Origin of the sequence: Marinobacterium lacunae, from assembly GCF_000705555.1 — a bacterium.
GTDB classification, from domain to species: Bacteria; Pseudomonadota; Gammaproteobacteria; order Pseudomonadales; family Balneatricaceae; genus Marinobacterium_D; species Marinobacterium_D lacunae.
In genome coordinates, this window is record NZ_JMQN01000045.1 from 38820 (window position 1) to 62191 (window position 23372).

26 protein-coding genes and 1 pseudogene are annotated in these 23372 nt (G+C 53.3%); 5 read left to right on the plus strand and 22 right to left on the minus strand.

Features of this window, described 5'->3' with window-relative positions; genetic code table 11:
• Window positions 1–23: 23 nt before the first annotated feature.
• The 16 genes from ADIMK_RS14975 to ADIMK_RS15045 all read right to left on the minus strand — a co-directional run bounded on the left by ADIMK_RS14975 (window position 24) and on the right by ADIMK_RS15045 (window position 10444).
• A complete protein-coding gene (locus tag ADIMK_RS14975) occupies window positions 24–605 on the minus strand; it encodes a helix-turn-helix domain-containing protein (protein ID WP_368085839.1) in 582 nt (193 codons plus the stop codon).
• An 87-nt stretch (window positions 606–692) separates the two neighbouring features.
• A complete protein-coding gene (locus ADIMK_RS14980) occupies window positions 693–1061 on the minus strand; it encodes a VOC family protein (RefSeq protein ID WP_036189915.1) in 369 nt (122 codons plus the stop codon).
• A gap of 70 nt (window positions 1062–1131) precedes the next feature.
• A complete protein-coding gene (locus ADIMK_RS14985) occupies window positions 1132–1833 on the minus strand; it encodes a helix-turn-helix transcriptional regulator (protein WP_036189917.1) in 702 nt (233 codons plus the stop codon).
• Window positions 1834–1952: 119 nt separating this feature from the next.
• The gene (locus ADIMK_RS14990; RefSeq protein WP_036189918.1) at window positions 1953–2438 is read right to left on the minus strand and encodes a GNAT family N-acetyltransferase; all 486 of its coding nucleotides are present in this window, start codon (window positions 2436–2438) and stop codon (window positions 1953–1955) included.
• Between the two features lie 116 nt (window positions 2439–2554).
• Entirely contained in the window at window positions 2555–3184 is a 630-nt protein-coding gene (locus ADIMK_RS14995) for a class I SAM-dependent methyltransferase (RefSeq protein ID WP_036189919.1), read from the minus strand.
• 76 nt (window positions 3185–3260) lie between these two features.
• Window positions 3261–3539: a GNAT family N-acetyltransferase gene (locus tag ADIMK_RS22230; RefSeq protein WP_231517059.1), complete on the minus strand. Its 279-nt coding sequence runs from the start codon at window positions 3537–3539 to the stop codon at window positions 3261–3263.
• Window positions 3540–3868: 329 nt separating this feature from the next.
• Entirely contained in the window at window positions 3869–4312 is a 444-nt protein-coding gene (locus tag ADIMK_RS15005) for a hypothetical protein (protein WP_036189920.1), read from the minus strand.
• Complete coding sequence (locus ADIMK_RS22135; RefSeq protein WP_197027545.1) at window positions 4284–4742, minus strand: hypothetical protein; 459 nt, start codon at window positions 4740–4742, stop codon at window positions 4284–4286. Before ADIMK_RS22135 ends, ADIMK_RS15005 begins: the two co-directional genes overlap by 29 nt.
• Window positions 4717–5133 (minus strand): hypothetical protein, encoded by a 417-nt coding sequence (locus ADIMK_RS15015; protein ID WP_036189921.1) that lies wholly within the window; start codon window positions 5131–5133, stop codon window positions 4717–4719. Before ADIMK_RS15015 ends, ADIMK_RS22135 begins: the two co-directional genes overlap by 26 nt.
• Window positions 5134–5190: 57 nt before the next feature.
• Window positions 5191–5730 carry an IS3 family transposase gene (locus ADIMK_RS15020; protein ID WP_197027546.1) on the minus strand — a complete coding sequence of 180 codons (540 nt, stop codon included), beginning with the start codon at window positions 5728–5730 and terminating at the stop codon, window positions 5191–5193.
• A 338-nt stretch (window positions 5731–6068) separates the two neighbouring features.
• A complete protein-coding gene (locus tag ADIMK_RS15025) occupies window positions 6069–6872 on the minus strand; it encodes a glucose 1-dehydrogenase (protein WP_036189924.1) in 804 nt (267 codons plus the stop codon).
• Window positions 6866–7711, minus strand: a complete 846-nt coding sequence (locus tag ADIMK_RS15030; RefSeq protein WP_231517060.1) for an alpha/beta fold hydrolase — start codon at window positions 7709–7711, stop codon at window positions 6866–6868. The genes ADIMK_RS15025 and ADIMK_RS15030 overlap by 7 nt, the downstream gene beginning before the upstream one ends.
• A 19-nt stretch (window positions 7712–7730) precedes the next feature.
• Window positions 7731–8150 (minus strand): MarR family winged helix-turn-helix transcriptional regulator, encoded by a 420-nt coding sequence (locus ADIMK_RS15035; RefSeq protein ID WP_036189927.1) that lies wholly within the window; start codon window positions 8148–8150, stop codon window positions 7731–7733.
• Window positions 8151–8329: 179 nt separating this feature from the next.
• On the minus strand, window positions 8330–8818 hold the full coding sequence (locus ADIMK_RS15040; protein WP_036189929.1) for a GNAT family N-acetyltransferase: 489 nt from the start codon (window positions 8816–8818) through the stop codon (window positions 8330–8332).
• A gap of 147 nt (window positions 8819–8965) precedes the next feature.
• Entirely contained in the window at window positions 8966–9361 is a 396-nt protein-coding gene (locus tag ADIMK_RS21765; protein WP_081849810.1) for an MAPEG family protein, read from the minus strand.
• 348 nt (window positions 9362–9709) lie between these two features.
• Window positions 9710–10444 (minus strand): HD domain-containing protein, encoded by a 735-nt coding sequence (locus tag ADIMK_RS15045; RefSeq protein ID WP_197027547.1) that lies wholly within the window; start codon window positions 10442–10444, stop codon window positions 9710–9712.
• Here ADIMK_RS15045 and ADIMK_RS15050 point away from each other — a divergent pair.
• From ADIMK_RS15050 to ADIMK_RS15060, 3 genes and pseudogenes are all read left to right on the plus strand, one after another.
• Window positions 10432–11178, plus strand: coding sequence for a TetR/AcrR family transcriptional regulator (locus ADIMK_RS15050; protein WP_081849811.1), 747 nt, complete (start codon window positions 10432–10434; stop codon window positions 11176–11178). The genes ADIMK_RS15045 and ADIMK_RS15050 overlap by 13 nt on opposite strands.
• 49 nt (window positions 11179–11227) lie before the next feature.
• Window positions 11228–11571: pseudogene (locus ADIMK_RS21770) on the plus strand (transposase); the annotation flags it as partial.
• 394 nt (window positions 11572–11965) lie between these two features.
• Window positions 11966–13144, plus strand: a complete 1179-nt coding sequence (locus tag ADIMK_RS15060) for a benzoate/H(+) symporter BenE family transporter (protein WP_036189931.1) — start codon at window positions 11966–11968, stop codon at window positions 13142–13144.
• 34 nt (window positions 13145–13178) lie between these two features.
• Here ADIMK_RS15060 and katG read toward each other — a convergent pair whose 3' ends face one another.
• Entirely contained in the window at window positions 13179–15410 is a 2232-nt protein-coding gene (gene katG, locus ADIMK_RS15065) for a catalase/peroxidase HPI (protein WP_036189933.1), read from the minus strand.
• Between the two features lie 192 nt (window positions 15411–15602).
• On the opposite strand from katG, the gene ADIMK_RS15070 reads away from it, so the two are divergent.
• Entirely contained in the window at window positions 15603–16163 is a 561-nt protein-coding gene (locus ADIMK_RS15070; protein WP_036189935.1) for a DUF1285 domain-containing protein, read from the plus strand.
• Window positions 16164–16171: 8 nt separating this feature from the next.
• Here ADIMK_RS15070 and ADIMK_RS15075 read toward each other — a convergent pair whose 3' ends face one another.
• The 3 genes from ADIMK_RS15075 to ADIMK_RS15085 are packed head-to-tail and all read right to left on the minus strand — an operon-like array spanning window position 16172 to window position 20899.
• The gene (locus ADIMK_RS15075; RefSeq protein WP_051692995.1) at window positions 16172–17305 is read right to left on the minus strand and encodes an osmoprotectant NAGGN system M42 family peptidase; all 1134 of its coding nucleotides are present in this window, start codon (window positions 17303–17305) and stop codon (window positions 16172–16174) included.
• Between the two features lie 14 nt (window positions 17306–17319).
• Complete coding sequence (gene ngg / locus ADIMK_RS15080; RefSeq protein WP_197027549.1) at window positions 17320–19122, minus strand: N-acetylglutaminylglutamine synthetase; 1803 nt, start codon at window positions 19120–19122, stop codon at window positions 17320–17322.
• A gap of 4 nt (window positions 19123–19126) precedes the next feature.
• On the minus strand, window positions 19127–20899 hold the full coding sequence (locus tag ADIMK_RS15085) for an N-acetylglutaminylglutamine amidotransferase (RefSeq protein ID WP_036189975.1): 1773 nt from the start codon (window positions 20897–20899) through the stop codon (window positions 19127–19129).
• Window positions 20900–21138: 239 nt separating this feature from the next.
• On the opposite strand from ADIMK_RS15085, the gene ADIMK_RS15090 reads away from it, so the two are divergent.
• Window positions 21139–21720, plus strand: a complete 582-nt coding sequence (locus ADIMK_RS15090) for a glutathione S-transferase family protein (protein WP_036189937.1) — start codon at window positions 21139–21141, stop codon at window positions 21718–21720.
• Between the two features lie 23 nt (window positions 21721–21743).
• On the opposite strand, the gene ADIMK_RS15095 is transcribed toward ADIMK_RS15090, so the two are convergent.
• Both ADIMK_RS15095 and ADIMK_RS15100 read right to left on the minus strand, forming a co-directional pair.
• Window positions 21744–22211 (minus strand): outer membrane lipoprotein, encoded by a 468-nt coding sequence (locus ADIMK_RS15095; RefSeq protein WP_036189939.1) that lies wholly within the window; start codon window positions 22209–22211, stop codon window positions 21744–21746.
• Window positions 22212–22226: 15 nt separating this feature from the next.
• Window positions 22227–23360, minus strand: a complete 1134-nt coding sequence (locus ADIMK_RS15100) for a phospholipase D-like domain-containing protein (RefSeq protein WP_036189941.1) — start codon at window positions 23358–23360, stop codon at window positions 22227–22229.
• Between the last annotated feature and the right edge of the window lie 12 nt (window positions 23361–23372).

Below are 23372 nucleotides of genomic sequence, written 5' to 3' on the forward strand. Positions count from 1 at the left end.
AGAGGCTTTTGCCGACAACAGAACTAATCGCGGTGGTGACGGTAGTGGATCAGATTATGAAAAACAGCAGCCGTCTGGCCCAGGTTACGGTAGCCGTGGGGCCGGTCGGCGGCAAAGCGTACCGCATCGCCTTCACGCATCGGATGCCACTGGCCATCAAACAGCAGCTCCATCTCGCCACGTATGACGATCACGGCTTCCGTTACGCCTTCGGCGTGCGGCTCTGACTGGCGCTCATAGCCCGGCAGCAGGGTCAGTTCGAACAACTCATAACCCAGAGCCGGATCATAGGGGAACAGCGACGCCACCAGCATCTGATCTTGTGCAGGCTGGTGGCGCAGCTGATCGGCCTGACGCAGCTCGGTATCCAGTTGCCGGTCAAGCGGATCGGTGAACTCCGACAATGCGACGTTAAAACCGGTGGCGATCTTCCAGAGTGTGGCGATGGTCGGACTCGACTCGCCCCGCTCTATCTGACCGAGCATCGCCTTGCTGACACCGGTCTCCTGTGCGGTACGATCCAGACTCCACCCCATCGCCTGACGTTTGCTTTTCAGCGTCTGTCCGAGCTGTAAGCTGGTGTCCTGCATCGTATCCACACTCACTGCCTGTTTCCTGTTCGGGTTAGAAAAAAGTGGATCGCCGCCCGCGGCGAAGCGCTTCAGTGTACATCACGACGATCCAATAGTTCATCAGGCTGCCGGGCTGTAAACACGCAGACGATTACCGTCCGGGTCGAGCGCGACAAAGGTATAGCCGAACTCCATATCCACCGGCGACTGGGCAAAACCGAGCCCCATCGCCTGCCACTGGCTGTATCGCTCGTCCACGGCAGCACGATCCGCCACCTTGAAGACAAGCTCGCCCCCGCCAGCTGGAGCCATCACCTTTGGCTCGACATCAGCACGCGCCCAGAGTCCAAACATCAAGCCGGAATCCAGCACGTAGGCGGCAAATACCGGTGAGGATTCAACAGGCTGCAGTTCCAGCAGATCCGAGTAAAATCGGGCACTGTTGTCGCTGCTTTCAACGTAAAGAATAACGAAGTTGGGATGGTTCATAGGATGCTCCTGAAAACTGTTTCAACCGGCGAACCGTTCGCCGACAGAGCCATCCTAGCCAGCACCACTGTCAGTTTTTGTCAGCAGCCTGACGCTTTTTCTCCTCCTCTCGCCAGGCCTTTAACAGCACAAAGCGATGGGTCGGGTAACGCTGGGCTTCTACCTGCAGTTGTTGAATACGGTCGGTACGGAAGTTACGGAACGCCTGACGCGTCTCACACCAGGCCAAAAGCAGGCACACCTCATTGAAATAGCCCAGCGCAAAAGGCCAGACCGTACGCTTTGACTCGCGCTCTTCCAGTGAACGGTAATCGATGCTCACCTTAAGCCCGTCACGAATAGCACGGCGCAGAAGCGTCACTTCATCCCCTTTCAACCGGTTATTGCCGCTAGGACCAATCAACAGGGTGTTAGCATCCATCGCTTGTCGGAGATCGGCCGGCAACACGGCGGATATCTTGCTCAGCACGCTATTCGCGCTGTCACTCAACTCCCTGTCTGCCCGCTCAGCTACCCAACGCGAACCAAGCACCAGCGCTTCAAGCTCCTCTTCGCTGAACATCAACGGCGGCAACATGAAGCCCGGCTTCAGCACATACCCCACGCCGGCCTCACCCTGAATATCAGCCCCCTGCTGTTGCAGCGTTGCGATATCCCGATACAACGTACGAAGGCTGATACCCAGTTCCTGCGCAAGACGCTCTCCAGTTACCGGATAGCGGTGACGACGCAGAAGCTGCAGTAACTCTAGAAGTCGTTGCGAACGGGACACATGACACTCCGGTGAAGGCTTAGGGGGGCTATCTAAAGCGGATGTTACCAGACACCCACACAAGGCTAACGATGGCCGTTACATACCCCCGTGGCATAGGGAGTGAGAAACGTCACACATTATGTACTGGAGATCGCTGTGGCCCCACCGACCGTCAGATAGTAGGTGGTGAAGCTGCGGCCCATTAACTGCGTTTTACACACCCTGTTTGCCAACGTGGCTAAGGATTTATAGTCGCGCCTGCTGTCAAGCAGATGAAACAGAACCTCCTTATGCCCCAGCTCCTCGGCCCAGCACATCATAGTTTTAAACACTGCGATACCCGAACCCCAAAACCGATTCGATAGAACAATCGCAATTTCAAAACCGTTATCATCCGGCTGTATACCACACCAACCGGCTAGGTGAGCATCCACATATACCGCCCGAATTCGACAACCGGGCGTATCTCCAACCTCTACCTTACTGCCCATCCAGGCCCGTACGCTCTCTGGAGTAAAGTAATCGTGTTCAATCAGATGAGACCTTAAAGAATCCTCATTAAGAACCTTCAACATCTCATCTGGATCAACAGAGGTGAATTTCGAATACGAAATATTATTCATGAAAATAAATATATTATTAGTGAATATTTCTTAGACCCAGCTAAAAACTAATAATCACGACAGCCATATTTTTACACGTAATCACTTGCCATAAGGTCATTTTTAATGCATAAAACTTAACCCAATTTTCTTGCAATAATAAAAACTTCAATATTTTTCGGCCCGTAATGCCACTGTCTCTCTATGGAAAACCCAGCATTTTTTATTTCAGAAACCAAATCATTTTCACTAAACATGAATACATCTGGCATTAAGCCGAAAGGCTTCAATAAGGGCACCAGCAACTTAATAAATCGAAAATATGAGCGCCCTAAGCAGACCGTACTACTCACGAAAATACCACCTATTTTGAGAACCCTTGCTACTTCGGCGATCAGCTCTTTTCTATTTGGCACAAGATGAATTACATTTAACCCTAATACGGCGTCAAGACTAGAGGAGCTGGCGTTGAACGCCTCCAGAGTACTGCGACTGAATGTAATATTACTTACCCCTGCTGCCTCGGCTTTTGCACGGCCAATTTCGATCATCTTTTCAGATACATCGATCGCGTCTATTTTATGTACGTATGGCGAATGGTGGATTGCTGTAGTGCCAGTCCCACAGCCAAACTCTAACAGGTGCATACCTTGAGTTAAAAACTCTTGAGTTTCAGATAACTTCCTTTGATATCTTGCTTCATCAGGCACTTTCTTTTTGGAGTATTTTTCTGCAGCTCTATCCCAAAATTTATCTGACGTACCCATGTTCCCCTCCAAATCATTATGATTGACTCGCCGCACCCGCAATCTTTATACCTGCATTCTAGTGTACGCCGTACTTCTACGCGTTAGCGCCTAAATGCTTCTCCATCGAAAAATTGACCAAGGTTACACCATTTCTCTGTACTTCATTCTTTCTGACTACAGAAAAACCACGACGCTCAAAGAAAGGCTTCGCTATGAGCGACGCCTCAACATATAGGCGTTTGATTTTCCTTGTACTTGCTTCTTCAAGCAAATACTCATACAGGGTAGACGCTACTCCCATTCGCTGAAAATCAGGATGTGTATACGTGCAATCAATGTGACCGTCCGTATCCAACTCTATAAAGCCCGCCACACGCCCATTGATTATTGCTACGAAAGGTTTCTTTATACTGAGTCTCTCTGACCAAGCTCATAATCAACAGGTTCGGGAGCCCAGGCTTCTTTTTGATCGACTGTATAAATAGATGAGTCAATTTCATGTACGGATTTATAAAACAGATCAGCAATCTCCCTTTCCCGCTCCTCAGAATATCCTTGTATATACATAATATTATTAACTCTGTATTTAGTGCGAAGCTGGGCATTTACCGTCGCGCCTTCTTCTGGTTCTTGTAAGCTGGCATTTCACACCTCGTCTGCATTAGATCGAGGTGTCCACTACAGCGGGAGAACTACATCATTTCAGCTGGAAGGGATTGTTAGGGACTTATGGTTTATACTTTCGATTACTTTCAGATCAATAGCTTTTTTATCTAACAGATCTTCAACCTCCATCCCGGTACCTATAAACGAACCCCCACCTTGTTTTGTAATAATACGAATCCGATTATCACTTTTTATAATAGATGGATTTGAAGAAAAAGCGACTTTCAGAACAGTTTCCGAAGTTGTTATTTTTTCTTTAAGCTTATTCATAAATTCAGGATTGTTTAATATTTCAGCCTCGTTTATTACATAGAAAGCATAAAGTTTCTTAAGCGCCTCAACGTGTTCATTATTAGAGTATGCCGCTAACCCTTCTATATATAGATCATCTCTTTCCCCAGCCACCAAATAAGGTATTGATATAAATGAGAACAGGAATATTATTAATACTTTAGAAAGGTGGCTTTTCAGGCATATCATTTTCATCCCCCTCAATAATTTCCACATAGGATTCAACCGAAGAATCGTTCGTGTAATCTTTAAATTCCAACCCTTTGTACAAAGTAATCGATACTATTATCGCTCCAAACAACGCGAAAAACGTACCTGGTGCAGCCTTTTTTATAACCAATTTATTATCACCAAACTCCCCCTCCACTTCTCCTGCATGCCCCCATATTCCAGCAGAAAAAAGTCGATACCCCATGTAAGCAAAAGCAGCTCCCACTAAAAGAGAAATTATTTTATAGGATGTAAGAGAAATTATTATCTGACTTTTTATATCCATTTTTTCTCCTATACAATAACGTCTGTCTATGGAACCGGAACGAAGCGCCAACGCAGCGGAGGCTCCAGCCGCGATAGCGACGAACATCAGGCCCTTGTTATATTTTCCCACAATATTTTTCATATTGTTTGGATAGCCCCTCGCGCTTTGCGTCAAGTTGCCTCAAGCGCAAATATTCATCTTCATTGCCAGATTGCTTGGCTCTTACTTCTGCCAGAAATGATTTATATGAGACAACTGAATCATAGACAATCATTTTTCCATCCGCTCTATCTATTATTGGACCCATACATTTACAGTACTCCTTTTCAGCCTCTTCCTTTGCTTGTTTTAAACAGTTGATTTTTAGCATTTCTCTCGCTTCATCAACTTTCCCGTTTTTTTCTAGAAAGGAATACATATTTTTATTTTCTTCAACTTGATAGAACTCTTCAATACTCATACTGTAGATCTCTTGTGCTAGCACTGTAGTTGGCATTAATACAAAAAATAATATTATTAGCTTACCTTTCATTAGAATCTCCTAACTCTCTATAAATTGGTCCCACACACAAAAAAGTAGACACTTTGGTTATACGCATTTGCGCTCATACTCCGCTGGACTCACATAGCCCAAAGCCGAGTGCCTACGTATGCGGTTATAAAATACTTCGACGTATTCGAAGATCCTAGACTTCGCTTCTTCAACCGTTCGATATTGTTCAGCATAGATCAGCTCTACCTTTAGTCGGCTGAAAAACGACTCCATGACTGCATTACCCCAACAGTTTCCCTTCCGGCTCATACTCGGTGAACAACCGTGTCGCTCCATCTGTGCCTGATAACGATCCCGAACCCAGATATAGGTGATATCGGTGCTCCACTTCTGATTCGGACCGTCCGCGTTGAAACGACGTTTGAGAAGGTTATCGGCCACACCGGTCATCGCTTCGGTGCGCGGCGTGTACTTGAACGCCTTGCCGTTACGCGCCCGTGTGCCATTGTGTTTCAGGATGTTAGCGACGTAGTTCACCGAACACGGCGTACCCAGAGCATTGAGCTCCCTGGTGATCCTCGGTGCCCCATAGCGGGCCTTGTAGGTGGCGAAGGTATCCATGACCTGCTCTTCCATGATCTGCCGCCTGAGCACCCGTATACTGATGTCACGCCCCAAGCAGCGGTAATATCCTGATGCCGAGACCTTGAGCACCCGGCACATCAGGCGTATCGCATACAGCCCTCGATACTCCTGTATCAGAGCGTACTTTACTCGTGCTGGCTTCGCAAAGAAGGGGCGTCCATCCGCCAGCAGCCTTTTCTAGGAACTCGAGCTCCTCTTTCAGTTCATCGCACTCGCGCTTGGCGGACCTCGTCACTCTCCGACTTGGAATAGTCCACCCCATTCAGGCTGTTGAACTGCTTCTCTGACAATCGATGGAACTACATTTTCCAGTTGTAGATCTTGTTAGGCTATTTGCTTGGCGGTGATGCAGCACTACCCGCTAGAATTCCACCATCAACATTGATCTCAATTCCTGTTATATATTTAGCCTCATCAGATGCAAGGAATAGAGCAGCATATGCAACGTCTATAGGCTCTCCCATAACTCCAAGGGGTATCTCAGAAGATATTACTTTAATTGCATGATCTCTTTGCTCTCCTTCTCCAAGCATCACATTCCATATAGGTGTGTAGATGGCACCCGGGTGAATAGAGTTGCATCTAATGGGATATTTCTTTTCTGCACAGTAAAGTGCAACGGATTTCGTATGATTGCGAACAGCGGCTTTGCTCGAGGCGTATGCGGCAGCAAAAGGAATCCCAATAATGCCTGATCTTGAAGATATGTTTACGATACTTCCGGATAAAGAGTTCTTTATTAGCTGAATACCGTACTTACACCCAAGAGCAACACCATCAAGATTTGTCTCATGGACTTTGTGCCAACTCTCCATATCCAGATTTTCAGGGTCGTGCGGGCCACGGGTTTCAAGAATGCCAGCTATCCCCGCGTTATTCACCAAAATATCCAGACCGCCATATCTCTTTTTAACAAAATCTCTCACTTCAATCCAATCTTCCTCTTTTCTCACATCAAGATGAAAATAACAAGATGGTTCGCCAATTCCAGCAGCTACCTTTTTACCCAGTTCATCATTGATATCAGTGACTACAACATTCGCACCTTCTTCATAAAATAGTTTAGCAATAGCTTCCCCTATTCCTCTTGCAGCTCCGGTTACTAATACAGTTTTATTTTTAAGCCTTAGCATATAACCTCCATGTCATTCAGAAAATTCACAACAGCCTTATTAAAAATTTCTGGCTGATCCATAAGTGGTAGATGTCCCGCTTCTTTGATTTTAAAAAGTGTTGCGTTGGGCATCATAGCGACTGCATTGACGCCGTATTCAACCGGAAATAGTCGATCATTCTCGCCCCAAATGACCAATGTCTTATTTGATATCTTGCGAAGCGCAGCTTCTGGTAAAGGTGAAACAGCCAAACCCCGACCTTGCATAAATGCATTTTTACCACCTTTGCTCTTCAGCACTTCGATGGAGTATAAGCCGTGATTAGGATCACGGTTTTCACGTTTGAACAATAAATAACGAGAAAAAAATCTATTCGCCAAAGCAGATGGGAATATATTTAGCCAAGCCATGCCGATAATGGATAACAAGGGTGACTTTGCACCCATCGCTCCAGAGTCGACTAGGACGAGCTTGTCTACTTTATCTGGATAGTCGAGGGTAAATTGAAGGGCAATTGCTCCGCCTTGAGATAACCCAACAATATGTGCTTTTGAAATTCCCAGCTCCTCTAGAAACTGTTTTAGCCAGGCAACGAAATAAGTTTTGTCATAAGCGGCATCAGGCTTATCAGACTCCCCATAACCGACAATGTCTGGCGCGACAACGTGAAAATGTTTTGACATTGGGCCAATAGATGGATACCAGGTAACTGCACCCGCCCCACCTCCATGTAGAATAACTACAGGATAGCCAGAGCCAGCAGACAAGTAAGCTGTATTAATCGAGTCGACCAACACATTAGCTTGTGTGACAGGAACTTTAGTATTTTCTATTAGCGCTTCTCTATAAGTTTTCATATTCATTTCACTCGAAAGGTTATGAAACGACTTTCAACAATTCAGAAAATGCGCTTAGCTGATTAATCTCAAAGGGTTCAAATAGTGCTACTGAAGCATACGCAAAAGTAACCTGAGCTTCTTCATAAACCTGCTTGCCGGCAGCAGAAAGCGTCACTAGGCTTACTCTGGCGTCGCGTGGATTGTCCTCTTTTGCGACTAGGCCAATTTTTTCCATAGGATTTATAAGACGGGTTACGCCTGACGGACTCAAACCGATCCGCTCAGCAAGGTCGCTACGACGCATTTTCTGCGTTGGAGTATTGTATAACTGGTTTAGAACGAGATATTCAGTTAAGCCAATACCATGTGCAGATAGTGCGCCGCCAATCCGTTTCTGGATTTTGTTGTGAATACTAATGACATTTACCACTACCTCACTTTCTATATATTTTGACATACCTAACTCATTGCGACATGTTTGAGTAAGCAAGCATATAGACGGATTGTTGCGTGGTCAACTATCTCGCAATCATTTGGGAAGTGGTTGGTTGGTCGCCTACGCCGGCCGATGGTGCCGAAACGTAGCGCAGCGCAGTGGAGGTCCCAGCCGCGATAGCGGCAAACATCAGGCCCTTGTTATGCCGTCAATACTTTTTCCATTAAAACTGCATTTTCACCATAACTTGAACATACAGTTGCGCCCGGAATCTCTCTAAAACCAAGAAATGACCAAAAGCTACCTGAGCCCTGGACAGCAACTAGTCTAATTTCCTGAATTCCCGTTTTCAGCGCCACCCCAACTAATTCTTCGAACATAGCACGGCCTATTCCTTGTCCTTTTGATTGAGAATTGACTGCCATGTCATGAAGATATAGATATTCGCTGGCTGTTATATCAGGCAAAGGCTCGAATAATTTCGGCGGCGTCGACCCATTCCATGGATGGGCTAACAAATAGCCAAGGACAGTACCTTGATCCGACAAGGAGACAAAGCAGGTATTGGGCGAGGCTGCCAATTTGCTTTTAAGTACCTCTAGATCTTCAAGGCCAATCTCTTGATACGCTTCGCCTTGTATTTCTAGGATGCCATGCCAATTTTCACCATCGATTTCTTGAATTTTCATATCAATCCATAGAGGCGTAACGGCCAAGTTCAGTGGAGACCGGAACAGAGCCCCAGCCTGCTTAATATAATGAACGTAGCGAATTGGGCAAGAAGGCGCGGAGCGTAGGGCATCCATTGCAACGTCTGGTTATGCGCATAACCTGGATCAAGACAGCAGCGAAGCCAATAAAACCACCTGACAACCAACCCCGGTCAAAAAAGCTAATGTTCTTAATGGAACGGGAAAGCCGAAGATGCTAATCGCATAGTGCCCAACACGCGAAAAAAAATAAATCATGCATGCAATTTCAGTTGCGCGGCTATACGCACCTGCCATATGTACCAGAAGTACCAAAGGTGCAAACAAAACAAGGTTCTCTACAGCATTTGCATGGGCTCTCATCGCTCTCTCTGCCCACTTTGCTTTCGGCGGCGGATCAGGTAACGGAAACCAATGCATTGGAGGAGGACCAAGCTCTTGTATACGATTGCCAATGTATGGAACCCATAAAAACGCTGTCAGTGCGATTGTCCAAGTAAGCCAATAAAGTTCATTGCTCACATTTTATCTCCATGATTTTTAGTGGCTGCCTCGCCTCATGCCGCGTTAAAGGACCTAAAAAGCGGATCTTTTGAGGTCCCGATATGCAAAGCGAACGATATTCAACGTTTTGTTGGTGATCATCACACACCGGCCTCGGCCAACTCCATAATTGGTATATATCCCATACAAGTTTATATCGTACGTATGGAACACCGAGAATGAACACTCGCAGTACAGGTCGTAAATATCTTTTGCCTTTGGACCTAGCCAAAACAAAGATGCTCAGCGCTGTTATCGGAAAACACCAAACTCAGAAAGGGCTGGCCAGAACGCTCGGCGAAACGGCTTTTATCTGTGTCATCGTCATCAGCCCAGGTTTGCAGACCGCAGTTTCTTCAAAAACCCCATACGAACCATCGAGGCCATGTAGCTGTCCGGTTTGCGCGTGACCTGATCTTCGATCAGCCGCGCCATCCCCTCGCCGAACCCATCGCGCGGCTGCTGCTCAAGAATTTCGTGCAGTGTTTTCGGGTCGATGTCATGAACCCACATTCCGATGACATCAGCGCCAGCCCCGTAATGCACAAGTGCGACTTCTGGCTGGCGGTATTCAGCCACGCCAACAGAGTTGTGCAAGGCGACCATTTCGTGGACCAGGTCGGCTCTGTCAGGACTCAGCCCCTCACTCACGCAGACATGATGTGCTGCCTTGGCGCCATCCAGTTCAAACGTGCCGCCGTGATCGTGGGCTGCTGTCAGACCGAGGTCATGCATGATGCAGCCGAGAAACAGAACTTCACGGTCAACCGGCTTGCTGACCTTATGCCCCATAGCAACGGCAAAGGCATGGGTGCGCATGCAATGGCCGAACAGAAAATCCGGGCTGGCTTCTCGCACCAGCGATATGGCTTTTTTGCAGGCTGCGGAATCCGGCACATGGTAATCGGCCGGCGCGACATAGGGCGGTCGACGGCCGGACAATCGGGCCGAGGTCTTCCGGAGGAGCTCCCGTATATCGCCGGCAGCGAACTGCCGAATCAGAAAACACAAGCCCGGATCAGGCTTGGATGTGGTGAGGGCAACTGCAGATGGCTGATTCATCGAGATACTCCGCTTTGTGCATTCCGAACAAGCGTTATACACTGGAACTATATTTATGTACTGATTCGAAGGTTAATTCAAAATCAATTTATATGCAAGATAGTACAAAAAGGGCGCGCGGCCGTCCTCGAGCCTACAACAGGGCTGCTGCACTCAAGGCCATCACCTCATTGTTCTGGCGACACGGCTTCAGTGCGACCTCACTGGATGACATATCCGCCGCCACATCGATGAGTCGCCCGAGCCTCTACCAGGCCTTTGGAAGCAAGGCAGACATGTATCAGCAGGCATTTGCCGGATTCGTTCAGCGTATGGCCACTGCCACCAGTGCGGCACTGGACGTATCGGAATCCCCTGATGTGGCGCTGGTGAACTTTTTTCACGCCATCATGGATATCTACTTTGACGAAGACTCCGCCGTTGGCTGTTTCGTTTTCTGCACCACGGTCGCGGAAACCGGCAACCATCCAGAATTCCAGAATGCGCTACACGCTGTCATCGAGAAATTGGACGCAGCCTTGAGTGAATATTTCCAGAACGCCCAGCATGCCAACCTGATTCGGGCCGAGTCTGACGTCCAGGCCTTGGCAACGTTGACCCAAGGCCTTCTTCAACACATTGCAATACGGGCCAGGGCTGGAGACAGCAAGGAAGAACTGTTGAAGAGAGTGAAGTCAGGATTATCAGCGATTCTTGATCACCATTGCTCAAACAGCTTGGGAAATTGCGAATAAGTATCCCGACCTGAGACAATTGGTGGCCTGATACTCTGCGAGATAGATGATGGGTCACCAGCTCACGTTCGCCGTACGCGAGTTCAACCAGAAGCGTCGGCAAACGCGTAAAGAGGTCTTTCTTGGGCACATGGATCAGGTGATTCCGTGGAAGCAGTTTGAGTCCATCATCACCCTCATTATCCAAAGGCAGGTAATGGTCGCCGACCGTATCCGCTCTCTACGTGAGTTCAGGGACTGGCTCGCAAACTGTTTCAGGAAGTTAATCAGTGGCTGACCGAAGCAGGTGTTTTGTTGAAGGAAGGGACACTGTTCGATGCGACCATCATTGAGGCGGCGACGTCAACGAAGAACAAAGCGGGTCAGCGTGATCCTGAAATGCATCAAAATGAGGGATAACTTCACACTGAAATTCCCCCGGTACCACTACAGTCAGTGAACCGGTCAAGGTTTGGGTACTTAATCGCAGGTTACGTAGGAGAAAAGGGGTATCCGCGCAACAGACTCGCTGCAGGCCATGTGCTTAATCAACTGCGCGCAAGAGTGACAATCCGCGCTCAGAAATGCCGCGCTTGGTGGCGGTACGTTTGAAGTATCCATCTATCAGTCCCTTTGGATCTCTCGGGTAAGCCCGTGCATCGACTGCCTGTATGATTCTCAGGTCAGTTTGCGACCTTTTGCCCCCCCTGCGACAACCATCCTCGATCAAGAAATCTTATTTGTACGCTATAACGCACAGGCGTATGCTGTTGCGCATTGTGCGCTATAACGTCCAGAGGGATGCAAGATGAGAGGCTTGTTCAACCTGTCGCATATATCGGCGGGTTTTGTTGCGGTGCTGGTGGGGTACACCAGTTCGGCGGTGATTATCTTTCAGGCGGCAGCAAGTGCCGGTGCAGGTGCGGCTGAGATCAGTTCCTGGCTCTGGGCGCTGGGTGTGGGCATGGCGATCACCAGTATCGGGCTCTCGTTGCGTTACAAAACCCCTGTACTCACGGCGTGGTCGACGCCGGGGGCTGCGCTGCTGATCACGGGCCTTTCGGGGCTGTCGATCAACGAGGCGGTGGGCATTTTTCTGTTCAGCTCGGCGCTGATCACGATCTGCGGCCTTACAGGCTGGTTCGAGCGGTTGATGCAGCATATCCCTGCCCCACTGGCCGCCGCCATGTTGGGGGGCGTTCTGCTTCAGTTTGGGATACAGCTGTTCGGCGCTTTACAGCATCAGTTGCTACTGGTCGGTTTAATGCTGGCCAGTTTCCTGATCGTGCGTCAGTTTTTGCCACGCTATACGATTCCGCTAACGCTGTTGATCGGGCTTGTGATTGCCGCGCTGACGGGCATGCTGAAGCTGGACAGTCTTGGCTGGCAGCTCGCCTCCCCTATTTTCGTGATGCCCGAGTTTTCCATTACCGCGCTGATCGGTGTGGGTATACCGCTGTTTATCGTTACCATGGCGTCGCAAAACATTCCTGGGCTTGCGGTGCTGCGTGCAAACGGTTACGACACTCCTGCTTCACCGTTGATAACGGGCACAGGGCTTACCGGCCTGTTGCTCGCCCCTTTTGGCGGATTTGCGTTTAACCTTGCTGCGATCACCGCTGCAATCTGCATGGGACGCGAGGCCGACCCGGACCCGTCACGGCGGTATCTGGCAACGGTCTGGGCAGGTGTTTTCTATCTGCTCACGGGGCTGTTCGGCGCGACGGTTGCAGCGTTGTTTGCAGCGTTTCCCAGTGAACTGGTTATGGCCATCGCAGGGCTTGCACTGCTCGGCACCATCGGCAACAGTCTGGGAGCGGCGCTGGCCGAACCTGATAGCCGCGATGCAGCGCTGCTCACCTTTTTGGTTACCGCCTCAGGGCTCACGCTGGCGGGAATCGGCAGTGCATTCTGGGGGCTGGCGATCGGCCTTATCGCCTACCACCTGCCGGCGCTTCTCTCTGGAATAAAAAAAGGCGCCTGCTAACAGGCGCCTTGAGTGTACCGGTGCGTGAAACCGATCAGTTCAGATCAAACCGATCGGCGTTCATCACCTTGTTCCAGGCGGCAACAAAGTCCTGCACGAACTTCTCCTGTGCGTCGTTACCGGCATATACCTCTGCCAAGGCGCGCAGCTGCGAGTTGGAGCCGAACACCAGATCGACCCGGCTTGCAGTCCACTTAAGCTCGCCGCTTGAGCGGTCGCGGCCCTCAAAGGTCTGCGCGGTGTCGTCAGTCGGTTTCCAGACCGTCGCCATATCCAGCACATTGACGAAGAAGTCGTTGCTCAGCGTACCCGGGCGCTGCGTGAGCACACCCAGTTTCGACTGCGCGTAGTTGGCGTCCAGCGCTCGCATGCCACCGACCAGCACGGTCATTTCAGGCGCTGTTAGGGTTAGCAGCTGGGCCCGGTCGATCAGCATCTCCTCAGCCGACACGGCATAGCGCTTCTTCTGATAGTTACGGAAACCATCGGCAAAGGGCTCGAGCACGGCGAAGTTCTCTTCGTCGGTCTGCTCTTGCGTGGCATCGGTGCGCCCCGGTGAGAAAGGCACTTTCACCTCGACACCCGCCGCCTTGGCAGCCTGCTCGATGGCTGCGCAACCGCCCAGCACGATCAGATCGGCCAGCGATACCTTCTTGTTCAACGCCTGCGCATCGTCGAAAGCGTGCTTAATACCTTCAAGGGTCGTCAGCACCTTCGTGAGCTGCGCCGGTTGGTTCACCTCCCAATCCTTCTGCGGCGCCAGTCGGATACGCGCACCGTTGGCACCGCCGCGCTTGTCCGAACCGCGGAAGGTTGAAGCCGACGCCCAGGCAGTATTCACAAGCTCAGATACCGACAGTCCCGAAGCGAGGATCTCGCGCTTGAGAGTCTCCACATCGTCAGGGCTTACCAGTTCGTGCTTCACTGGCGGCACGGGGTCTTGCCAAATCAACTCTTCAGCCGGTACTTCAGGGCCAAGGTAGCGTGAGCGCGGCCCCATGTCGCGGTGGGTCAACTTGAACCAGGCGCGGGCAAACGCATCGGCAAACTCTTCAGGGTTGGCGTGGAAGTGCTGAGATATCTTGCGATACTCGGGATCTTCACGCATGGCCATGTCGGCCGTGGTCATCATGATGCCCACGCGCTTGGATGCATCGTCCACATCCGGTGCATGATCTTTCTCGGCCAGATTCTTCGGCACCCACTGGTGGGCTCCAGCGGGGCTCTTGCTCAGCTCCCACTCATAGCCGAACAGCACATCGAAATAGCCCATGTCCCATTGCGTGGGGTTGGGTGTCCAGGCTCCTTCAAGGCCACTGGTGATGGTGTCACGGCCCTTGCCGCTGCCGTGGCTGCTGATCCAGCCAAGCCCCATGGCATCAAGCTCGGCGGCCTCAGGCTCAGGCCCCACCAGCGCGGCGTCACCTGCGCCGTGGGTTTTACCGAAAGTGTGGCCACCGGCGGTCAGCGCGACGGTCTCGTAGTCGTTCATGGCCATACGGGCGAAGGTTTCACGAATATCGCGTGCCGATGCCAGCGGGTCTGGATTACCATCGGGCCCCTCCGGGTTTACGTAGATCAGGCCCATCTGCACCGCTGCCAGCGGGTTGTCGAGATCACGATCACCGGAGTAGCGGCTGTTGGCCTTATCGCTGGTGGCCAGCCACTCGGTTTCGCTGCCCCAGTAGACATCCTCTTCAGGCTCCCATATATCCTCACGGCCACCGCCGAAGCCAAAGGTTTTAAGGCCCATGGATTCAATCGCACAGTTACCGGCGAGGATCATAAGATCGGCCCAGGAGAGCTTGTTGCCGTATTTCTGTTTGATCGGCCAGAGCAGTCGGCGTGCCTTGTCGAGGTTGGCGTTGTCGGGCCAGCTGTTAAGCGGTGCGAAACGCTGGGAACCTGAGCCTGCACCGCCACGACCATCACCGATACGGTAGGTGCCGGCGCTGTGCCAGGCCATGCGGATGAACAGCGGGCCGTAATGGCCGTAGTCAGCCGGCCACCACGCTTGAGAGTCGTTCATCAATGCGTAGAGATCCTGCTTGACCGCTGCAAGATCCAGCGACTTGAACGCCTCGGCATAGTTGAAGTCTTTGTCCATCGGATCGGACAGGGACGAGTTCTGATGCAGAATCTTCAGGTTGAGCTGATTCGGCCACCAATCCTGGTTAGATGTTGCGCTGCCGCCCATCGTGGTGCGCGCGCCATGCATGAAGGGGCACTTTCCCGCCGCACCTGAACCGTTTTTGTCTGCGCTCATCTTTTACCTCCTGTAGCTGGACGGCCTACTGGCAAGTCGTGAAATCTCAGAAGCCGCCCCCGTTTATTGTGTATACAGGTATAGAAGCTGATAGCTTCAAGGACCAATTGATCCTTTAATTGGCATTGATAGCGTTGGTCTATATCGATCAGACTCCTCTTTCTGGCATGACGGATGTGAGCGTTTATAGTAATGAGTGGCTTTGACCTGAGTAATTTGAGTCGGGATATCGATCCGCAGGAGGAGAAGACCCCCCCGCTGGAAAAATGGAACCCCGAATTTTGTGGCGATATCGATATGCGTATCGCCCGGGACGGCACCTGGTTCCACGAAGGTACGCCGATCGGTCGCAAGCCAATGGTGAAGATGTTTTCACGGGTGCTCTGGCAGGAGGATGGCCGCTATTTTCTGAAGACGCCGGTAGAGAAAGTGGGTATTCAGGTGGACGACCTGCCCTTCCTGTTCGTTGATCTGGAGGTGGTCGAGGGCGACAAGGGTCAGGAGCTGCACTTTCGCAGCAGCACCGACGATCACGTCGTCGCAGGCCCCGAACACCCGCTGGTGGTTACCCAAAACAGCGACACCGACCAGCCGGAACCGGCGCTACTGGTGCGCTTTGGCATGTACGGGCGCATCAACCGCAATGTGTTCTACCGTCTGGTCGAGATGGCAACGCCCGAGCCCTGCACCGAAGGTGGTGAAGAGCTCGTGCTGTACAGCAGCGGCGAGCGCTTCTCGCTCGGGCGCTACTGACACCCGGTTCAGCTTGAGCGCAGGCGCTCGGTATCGTGGATAAGCGGATACTCTTCGTCGGAGCCGATCACGTTTTCATGCTCGGCAAACAGCGGTTTAGAGCGCATGTAGCCAACCAGCAGATCCGCTACGGAAACCAGCGAGCGTATGTGACTGCGTTCCCAACCGTGTGACGCATCGAGCGCGAAGCAGATCAGTGCAGTGCGAATGTCGTTACCCGCCTCCAGTGCCGAGGCGGCATCGCTGCGGTAGAACTTGAACACATCGCGGCTAAACTCGATCTCGTCGCGCTTGCATACGCCGATCAGGTGCTGAGTCAGATGTCGGTCAAAGGGGCCGCTGGAGTCCTGCATGGCGATGGTAACGCCATACTCGCAGGTGTTCTGCTCCGGCGCGATGGTGCCGTTATCGATCGACACCATCTCGGCAACATCACCGTGCAGAATGTGCGACGCCCCCACACCCACCTCTTCCGAGATAGTAAACAGCAGGTGACAGTCGAGTTCAGGCTCCTCACCGGCATCGCGTAGCGCCTTGGCCGCGGCCAGCATGCTGGCCACACCGGCCTTATCATCGAGATGGCGACCATTGATGAACCCTTTCTCGGTAAACTCGGGGTTAGAGTCCACCGACACGAAGTCTCCGACCCGAACCCCCATCGACCAGAGCTGTTCGATCTGATTGGCCGGCTCGTCGATGCGGATCTCCAGGTTATCCCACGAGGAGGGCTGAGCATCCACTTCGGTGTTGTAGGTGTGTCCCGATGCCTTCAGCGGCAGAATGGTGCCCTGATAGATCTGACCGTTGTCACAGTGAATTTTGACCCTGGCGCCCTCTGCAAAGCGGGCATTCCAGTGACCGATCGGCACAACGCGCAGCCGGCCATCACGCTTGATCCCCTTCACCATCGCACCCAACGTATCCAGATGCGCAGCAATGGCACGGCGGGGGCTTTCATGGCGCCCGGGTATGATGGCACGTATCGCACCTCGCCGGGTCAGCTCATAGCGGATATCCATCTTGTCCAGCTCGCCACACACATAACGGACGACATCGTCCGTCATGCCCGAAGGGCTGGGTATCAACAGTAAAGCGCGGAGCTGCTCGCGCAAGTAATCGGTATCGATTGGCAATTGAGTCACGTCTCGCTCCTTTTTTAGTTGTCCTCTGTGTACTGTCTGCGTGCCGGTTGGCTGTGTGTGTGCGGAAACAGCAAATCGACAAAGCGTTCCACGGTGGGCTGAGGCTCATGGTTGGCCAGCCCCGGCCGCTCGTTGGCCTCAATAATGGCGTAGTCGGGCCCGGTGACATCGGGCACCATGAAGTCGAGCCCCACAACCGGAATCTCCAGCGCCTTGGCAGCACGAACCGCCGCCGATGACAGTACGGTGTGCAGATCGGCAGTGACATCATGAATGGTGCCGCCGGTGTGCAGGTTAGCGGTGGTGCGCACCTGCAACCACTGGCCAGCGTCGATTACATCCTCCAGACTGTATCCCGCCTTGCGCACGCAGCGTTCGGTCTCCTCATCCAGCGGAATGGTGCTCTCTCCGTCGGTAGCGGCGGCACGACGGCGGCTCAGGCGTTCGATAAGCTCGGATATGCGCTGTTTACCATCGCCCTGCACTTTCGGGGGCCTGCGCACCGCCGCAGCCACCACCTTGTAGTCGATCACAATGATGCGCAGGTCTTCACCGTTTACGCACTGCTCAAGCAGTACTTTGTCGCAGTAGTGGCGCGCGTTCTCGACGGCGGCCTCAACCTCCTCGACGTCGGAGAGCCCCACCTGAATGCCACGGCCCTGCTCGCCTCTGGCGGGTTTCACAACCACCTTTTGGTGACGTGAGAGGAACTCGTCGATCACCCCTTCACGGCTCACCACAACCTGCTCAGGTACGCGCAAGCCCTCTTTTTGCAACAGGCGACGCGTCACCGCCTTGTCGTCACAGCGGCTCATGGCCACTGCACTGGTCATTTCGCTGAGGGATTCACGGCAGGTTACCCAGCGCCCGCCCAGCGACAGCCGGAAGAACCCGCCCTCGGCATCAAGCACCTCAACGCCGATACCGCGACGGCGCGCTTCTCGCGTGATCAGCCGGGCGTAGATGTTGAGATCCTCTTCAGGGTCTTCGCCAATAAACAGTTTTTCGTTGATCGAGTTCTTGTGTTTCAGGCAGTACACCGGCACCTGCTTGAAACCGAGCTTGTCGTACAGATTGATCGCCGCCTGGTTGTCGTGCATCACCGAGAGGTCCATAAAGGCCCGGCCCCGCCCGGCCATAACCTTGATCAGCTCCCGCGAGAGCCATTCGCCCACGGCGGGAAGGTGTGTCTGCGGGTCGGTCACCAACGCCCAGAGGCTGCAACCGTTATCGGGGTCATTGAAGGCGATACGGTGATCGACACCGGTGACCACACCGACAATTTCACCGCTGTTCTCATCCTCCGCTATCAGCACGGTGAGCTCGGGCTTGTCCTCCAGCTTGCTGTAAAAGCCGTCATAGGCGGGCACCATATTGCGCGCCATGTAGAGCCGGTTAATACGCAACTGGTCGTCGTCTGCTGTCATCGGCCTGATGCGCACGCCCTTGGGACGGGAGTCGCGCAGGCGGTAATGGGCAAAGTCGAGGCGGTAGGTCAGCGACGGATCCATGAACAGATCCTGCGGGGCGTAGGAGAGCGCAAGATGCGGCTCGCGCACGTACAGCGCGATATCGCGACGCCCCTCCCGCTCCCGTCGTAGCAGCAGCGCCAGCGTTTTAGGATCGCGGAAGGTCTGGCCGAAGATCAGCCGTCCCCAGCCGCAATCGATGGCGACTTCATCGCGCATCGCCTCCACGGCCGGATTGTCCAGCGGGTCACCCCAGTGCTTGAGCGATGCCATGGCCGAGGGATCCATCGGATCCTGCCGCGCGGCAAGTGGCTTGCCGTTTGTGTGTACCGCGTTTTTTTTGGTCACCGTTTCAGACTCCATGGGTCTGTAGCCACATCTCCAGCAGCGCCATCTGCCAGAGTTTGGACCCCCGCAAGGGGGTAATATGATCACGCGGCGCGTCCATCAGCTGCTCGAGATACTCGCGTCGGAACAGGCCTCGCTGGCGGCAGGTATCGCTATCGAGATACTGCCGTACGAAATCGAGATAGGGCCCTTCGATATATTTCAGTGCCGGTACCGGGAAATAGCCCTTGGGGCGGTCGATCACCTCATTGGGGATAATCCGCCGCGCCATCTCCTTGAGCACATATTTGCCACCATCGCGCACCTTAAGCTCGGCCGGTATTCGCCCTGCCAGCTCTACCACCTCGTGATCGAGAAACGGCACGCGCGCCTCAAGGCCCCATGCCATGGTCATGTTGTCCACTCGCTTGACCGGGTCGTCCACCAACATCACGTTGGTATCGATATGTAGCGCCTTGTCCACGGGGCGCCGCGCATCGGCGGCCGCAAAATAGCGCTCTACGAACTGCCGCGAGTAGTTATCACCGACATAGTCCGAGCAGATCGCCCGCGCAAACTCCTCTTCGCTGCGATCGAAAAACGCCTTGCTGTAGTCATCGACCGCGTCCTCGCTATTCAGCATAGGCGGATACCAGTGGTACCCCCCAAACACCTCGTCCGCCCCCTGACCACTCTGTACCACCTTCAGGTGTTTCGACACTTCGTGCGAGAGCAGGAAAAAGCCCACGTTGTCATAGCTGACCATCGGCTCGGACATCGCATCGAACGTCTGTGGCAAGGTCTCCAGCAAACGGCTTGAGGGCACCTTTATCTGGTGGTGCTCGGTGCCATAGTGCTGTGCGATGATGTCGGAATACTTAAACTCGTCCCCTTTTTCGCCGCCGGCCGCTTCGAACCCAACCGAGAAGGTGTTAAGCCCGCTCTGGCCATGCTCGGCCAGTAGCCCCACAATCAGGCTTGAATCCAGCCCGCCCGAGAGCAACACACCCACCGGCACATCGGCAACGGCACGACGCTCAACCGAGCGGCACATCGTGGCCAGCAGTTCATCTTCCCAATCGCGCTGGGCCTTGTCCTCATCGCCTGCCTGCGGGCCCATTTTCTGCGACCAGTAGTGTGTATCCCGATGACTGCCATCCGCCTCGATCACCCGGTAGGTCGCCGGTGGCAGCTTTCTGATGCCCTTGAACAGCGTTAGCGGTGGCGGTACAACCGCGTGCCACTGCATGTAGTGATGCAATGCCTGGGGATCGATCTCGGTATCGACGTCTCCGGCTGCGAGAATGGCAGGCAACGACGATGCAAACCGCAGCCTGTCGCCACTTTTCGAGTAGTAGAAGGGTTTGATACCGAAGCGGTCTCGGGCCATGACGATACGGCCGCTGTCACGATCATGAACCGTAAAGGCAAACATGCCGTTAAAGCGCTGAACGCACTCTGGCCCCCAGGCATGAAACGCCTTGAGGACCACCTCGGTGTCGCCGTTGGAGAAAAAGCGGTAGCCAAGCGCAGTCAGCTCGGTACGCAGCTGGCGATAATTGTAGATACAGCCGTTGAATACGAGGGTCAGGCCTAACTCCGGATCATGCATCGGCTGCTGCGCATGATCGGACAAGTCGATGATCTTCAGCCGGCGATGGCCAAAGACTATATTGTTCTGGGCGTAAATACCGCCGGCATCCGGCCCTCTTGGCCTCAACCTTTCGGCCATGCGCTCCACAGCCGCTACAGAGGGGGTACTGCCATCAAACGTTATCTCGCCACAGATGCCACACATAATATCCGGTTTCCCTGGGTTGGCATGGCCGGCAGACACGGCGCGCCGCATCTAGCGGCCTGCTGAGTTAAATTGCTTTTTAACCCTAACAAAGCGGGCGCGGTATAACAAACGCACCATTTGGTATAACTATTTGTTTTACAAGAATGCACATAGTGACACTATGAAGCGCACCAGGCGCGCGACCGGCTACACTGTGCCAGAGATCGACACTTCTCAATGACCAATCGGGGACAGACATGAAACTCATCGGATCCGCTACTTCTCCCTACGTTCGACGCATCCGACTGCTGCTGGCCGATGCCGGTCAGGGCTACGAATTTTCAGATCTCAATATCTACGGCGAAGACCGTGAGGAGCTGCGTCGGCAGAATCCAACGCTGAAGATCCCGGTACTGCATGACGGCGATGAGGTGATTTTCGATTCGCGGGTGATCTACCGCTACTTGCAGGACAAGCTGGACCTGCCGGGCATCAACTGGAAGCAGGAGAATTTGCTGACCATGATCGACGGCGCCAACGACTCCATGGTGGCGCTGCTGCTGACGCAGCGTTCGGGTATCGATATCAGCGAGGATAAGCTGTTCTATAACCTGCAACGCGAGCGTATCGAGCAAACTCTCGCCGAACTGGAAAAACTCGTGGCAGACGATGCATTCGAGGTGTGGAACTACCCCGCCATGTGTCTCTACAGCATGTTCGACTGGGGCGTGTTCAGAGGATTGCTGGACACCGCAGGCTATCCGCATCTGAGCGCATGGCTGGCAGAGCAGCAGGATCGCCCCGGCATCCACAGCAGCGACCCAAGAACAGCGGCCTGAGCTCACTCGGGCCGCTATCAATATCAGTAGGTTACACGCATGGTCGCGCCGCTGCGCAGCACGCGCACGCGGTCACCGACGCGGAAGAACTGATTGTTTTCGACCTCTTGCACCACCGAAATCAGCTCGCCGTTATCCATTCTCAGGGTCAGCTCCTGCCCCTGTCGACGGCTGGTTGCTTCCTCAATACGCTGCCCAGCTATACCGCCTGCAACGGCACCGAGTACCGAGGTAATCGTCGAGCCCTTGCCTCCGCCGAGCGTGCTGCCGGCAACGCCACCGACGATGGCACCGGCACCTGCACCCACGACGCCGTCTGTGCGCCCTTCAATTACCACCGGGCGCACCGAATCCACCACCGCATACTGCACATGCTGTACCTGGCGCGCCTCGCGCCGGCTGTAGGTATCACCGGTTAAACTCTGCTGTGCACAGCCACCGAGCACCAACGCGCCAAGCAGTATCACAGCTATGGACGTTAACCTTTTCATCTGTATCTCCTTGAATTATCGGATACGCAGTATCCATTGGCTGATCATCGCCCAGACCAGCTCTCTGATTTTACGATGCCAGGGGCGCCGCGCCCACTCGGCGGCGGTAATCTCCTGGCTTTGATCTAAATCGGTCAGAATTAGCCTTTCGACATCATGGGCGAAGCGGGGTTCACGCACCTCGATATTGGCCTCAAGATTCCAGCGCAGGTTCCAGTGATCAAGATTACATGAGCCCAGTGAAACCTGATCGTCGATCAGCGCGATCTTCGCGTGCAGCATACGCGGCTGATACTCGTAGATGCGCACGCCCGCCTTGAGCAGTCGGCGATAGTAGCGTTTAGAGGCGTGGTAGATCCAACGGTGATCCGTCAGCGGCCCGGAGACCAGTAACCGCACGTCGATACCGCGACGGGCGGCACGCCTGAGCGCAAGACGCAGCGCGAACGAGGGTAAAAAATAGGCGGTGCATATCCATACCCGGTGCCTTGAACGGCGCGTCATATGCAGGATGCTGAACTTGATCTGCTGGCTCTGAGGCCCTTCAGCGGTGAGCACGCGCACGCTCGCGCCCCCGTCCACTGTCCGGTGCAGCTGCGTGGTAGCAGGCGGGGGCATGCACTCCAGACAGGTACGGTGCCACTGCCTGGCAAACAGCTCGAACATATCGTCCACTACCGGCCCCTCAATCCGACACATCAGCTCATGCCAGGGCGTGTCCGGCTGGTTGGCCCGTCCGATTCTGAAGCGGTCGGTCAAGCCCGCTCCACCTATAAATGCCACTCTGCCATCAATAACCATCAACTTACGATGGTCACGGGAGAAGTTGGAAAACAGTTTGCTGAAAGCAATGGGGTTATAGAGCGCCAAGTGGATACCGGCCCGACGTAGCGTCTCGCGGTCGATAGGGCGCAGCTCCCGCGCGCCAAAGTGATCAAGCATCAGGTGCACACTCACGCCCCGCGCCGCAGCGTCACTCAACGCTGCAATAAACTCATTCATGACGCGGCCACTGGCGGCAAGGTACAGCTCAATCAGCACGCTCTCGCGGGCGCGCTCGATTGCCTCTAGCATCGCGGGGAAAAACCGCTCGCCATCAATCAGTAACTCGACGCTGTTGCCATCATGCCAGTTCGGATACCCCCGCATACGATGCTCCGT

Excerpts from the sequence above, each read along its gene's own strand:
- ADIMK_RS22135 (WP_197027545.1), bottom strand. The coding sequence starts at position 4,742 with ATGAAAAATATTGTGGGAAAATATAACAAGGGCCTGATGTTCGTCGCT.
- ADIMK_RS15005 (WP_036189920.1), bottom strand. The coding sequence starts at position 4,312 with ATGATATGCCTGAAAAGCCACCTTTCTAAAGTATTAATAATATTCCTG.
- ADIMK_RS15090 (WP_036189937.1), top strand. The coding sequence starts at position 21,139 with ATGAAACTCATCGGATCCGCTACTTCTCCCTACGTTCGACGCATCCGA.
- ADIMK_RS15100 (WP_036189941.1), bottom strand. The coding sequence starts at position 23,360 with ATGCGGGGGTATCCGAACTGGCATGATGGCAACAGCGTCGAGTTACTG.
- ADIMK_RS15095 (WP_036189939.1), bottom strand. The coding sequence starts at position 22,211 with ATGAAAAGGTTAACGTCCATAGCTGTGATACTGCTTGGCGCGTTGGTG.
- ADIMK_RS15045 (WP_197027547.1), bottom strand. The coding sequence starts at position 10,444 with ATGAATCAGCCATCTGCAGTTGCCCTCACCACATCCAAGCCTGATCCG.
- ADIMK_RS15050 (WP_081849811.1), top strand. The coding sequence starts at position 10,432 with ATGGCTGATTCATCGAGATACTCCGCTTTGTGCATTCCGAACAAGCGT.
- ADIMK_RS15040 (WP_036189929.1), bottom strand. The coding sequence starts at position 8,818 with ATGAAAATTCAAGAAATCGATGGTGAAAATTGGCATGGCATCCTAGAA.
- ADIMK_RS14980 (WP_036189915.1), bottom strand. The coding sequence starts at position 1,061 with ATGAACCATCCCAACTTCGTTATTCTTTACGTTGAAAGCAGCGACAAC.
- ADIMK_RS15060 (WP_036189931.1), top strand. The coding sequence starts at position 11,966 with ATGAGAGGCTTGTTCAACCTGTCGCATATATCGGCGGGTTTTGTTGCG.
- ADIMK_RS15020 (WP_197027546.1), bottom strand. The coding sequence starts at position 5,730 with ATGGAAGAGCAGGTCATGGATACCTTCGCCACCTACAAGGCCCGCTAT.
- ADIMK_RS15030 (WP_231517060.1), bottom strand. The coding sequence starts at position 7,711 with ATGAAAACTTATAGAGAAGCGCTAATAGAAAATACTAAAGTTCCTGTC.
- ADIMK_RS14995 (WP_036189919.1), bottom strand. The coding sequence starts at position 3,184 with ATGGGTACGTCAGATAAATTTTGGGATAGAGCTGCAGAAAAATACTCC.
- ADIMK_RS15035 (WP_036189927.1), bottom strand. The coding sequence starts at position 8,150 with ATGTCAAAATATATAGAAAGTGAGGTAGTGGTAAATGTCATTAGTATT.
- ADIMK_RS15015 (WP_036189921.1), bottom strand. The coding sequence starts at position 5,133 with ATGAAAGGTAAGCTAATAATATTATTTTTTGTATTAATGCCAACTACA.
- ADIMK_RS15085 (WP_036189975.1), bottom strand. The coding sequence starts at position 20,899 with ATGTGTGGCATCTGTGGCGAGATAACGTTTGATGGCAGTACCCCCTCT.
- ADIMK_RS15070 (WP_036189935.1), top strand. The coding sequence starts at position 15,603 with ATGAGTGGCTTTGACCTGAGTAATTTGAGTCGGGATATCGATCCGCAG.
- ADIMK_RS15025 (WP_036189924.1), bottom strand. The coding sequence starts at position 6,872 with ATGCTAAGGCTTAAAAATAAAACTGTATTAGTAACCGGAGCTGCAAGA.
- katG (WP_036189933.1), bottom strand. The coding sequence starts at position 15,410 with ATGAGCGCAGACAAAAACGGTTCAGGTGCGGCGGGAAAGTGCCCCTTC.
- ADIMK_RS14990 (WP_036189918.1), bottom strand. The coding sequence starts at position 2,438 with ATGAATAATATTTCGTATTCGAAATTCACCTCTGTTGATCCAGATGAG.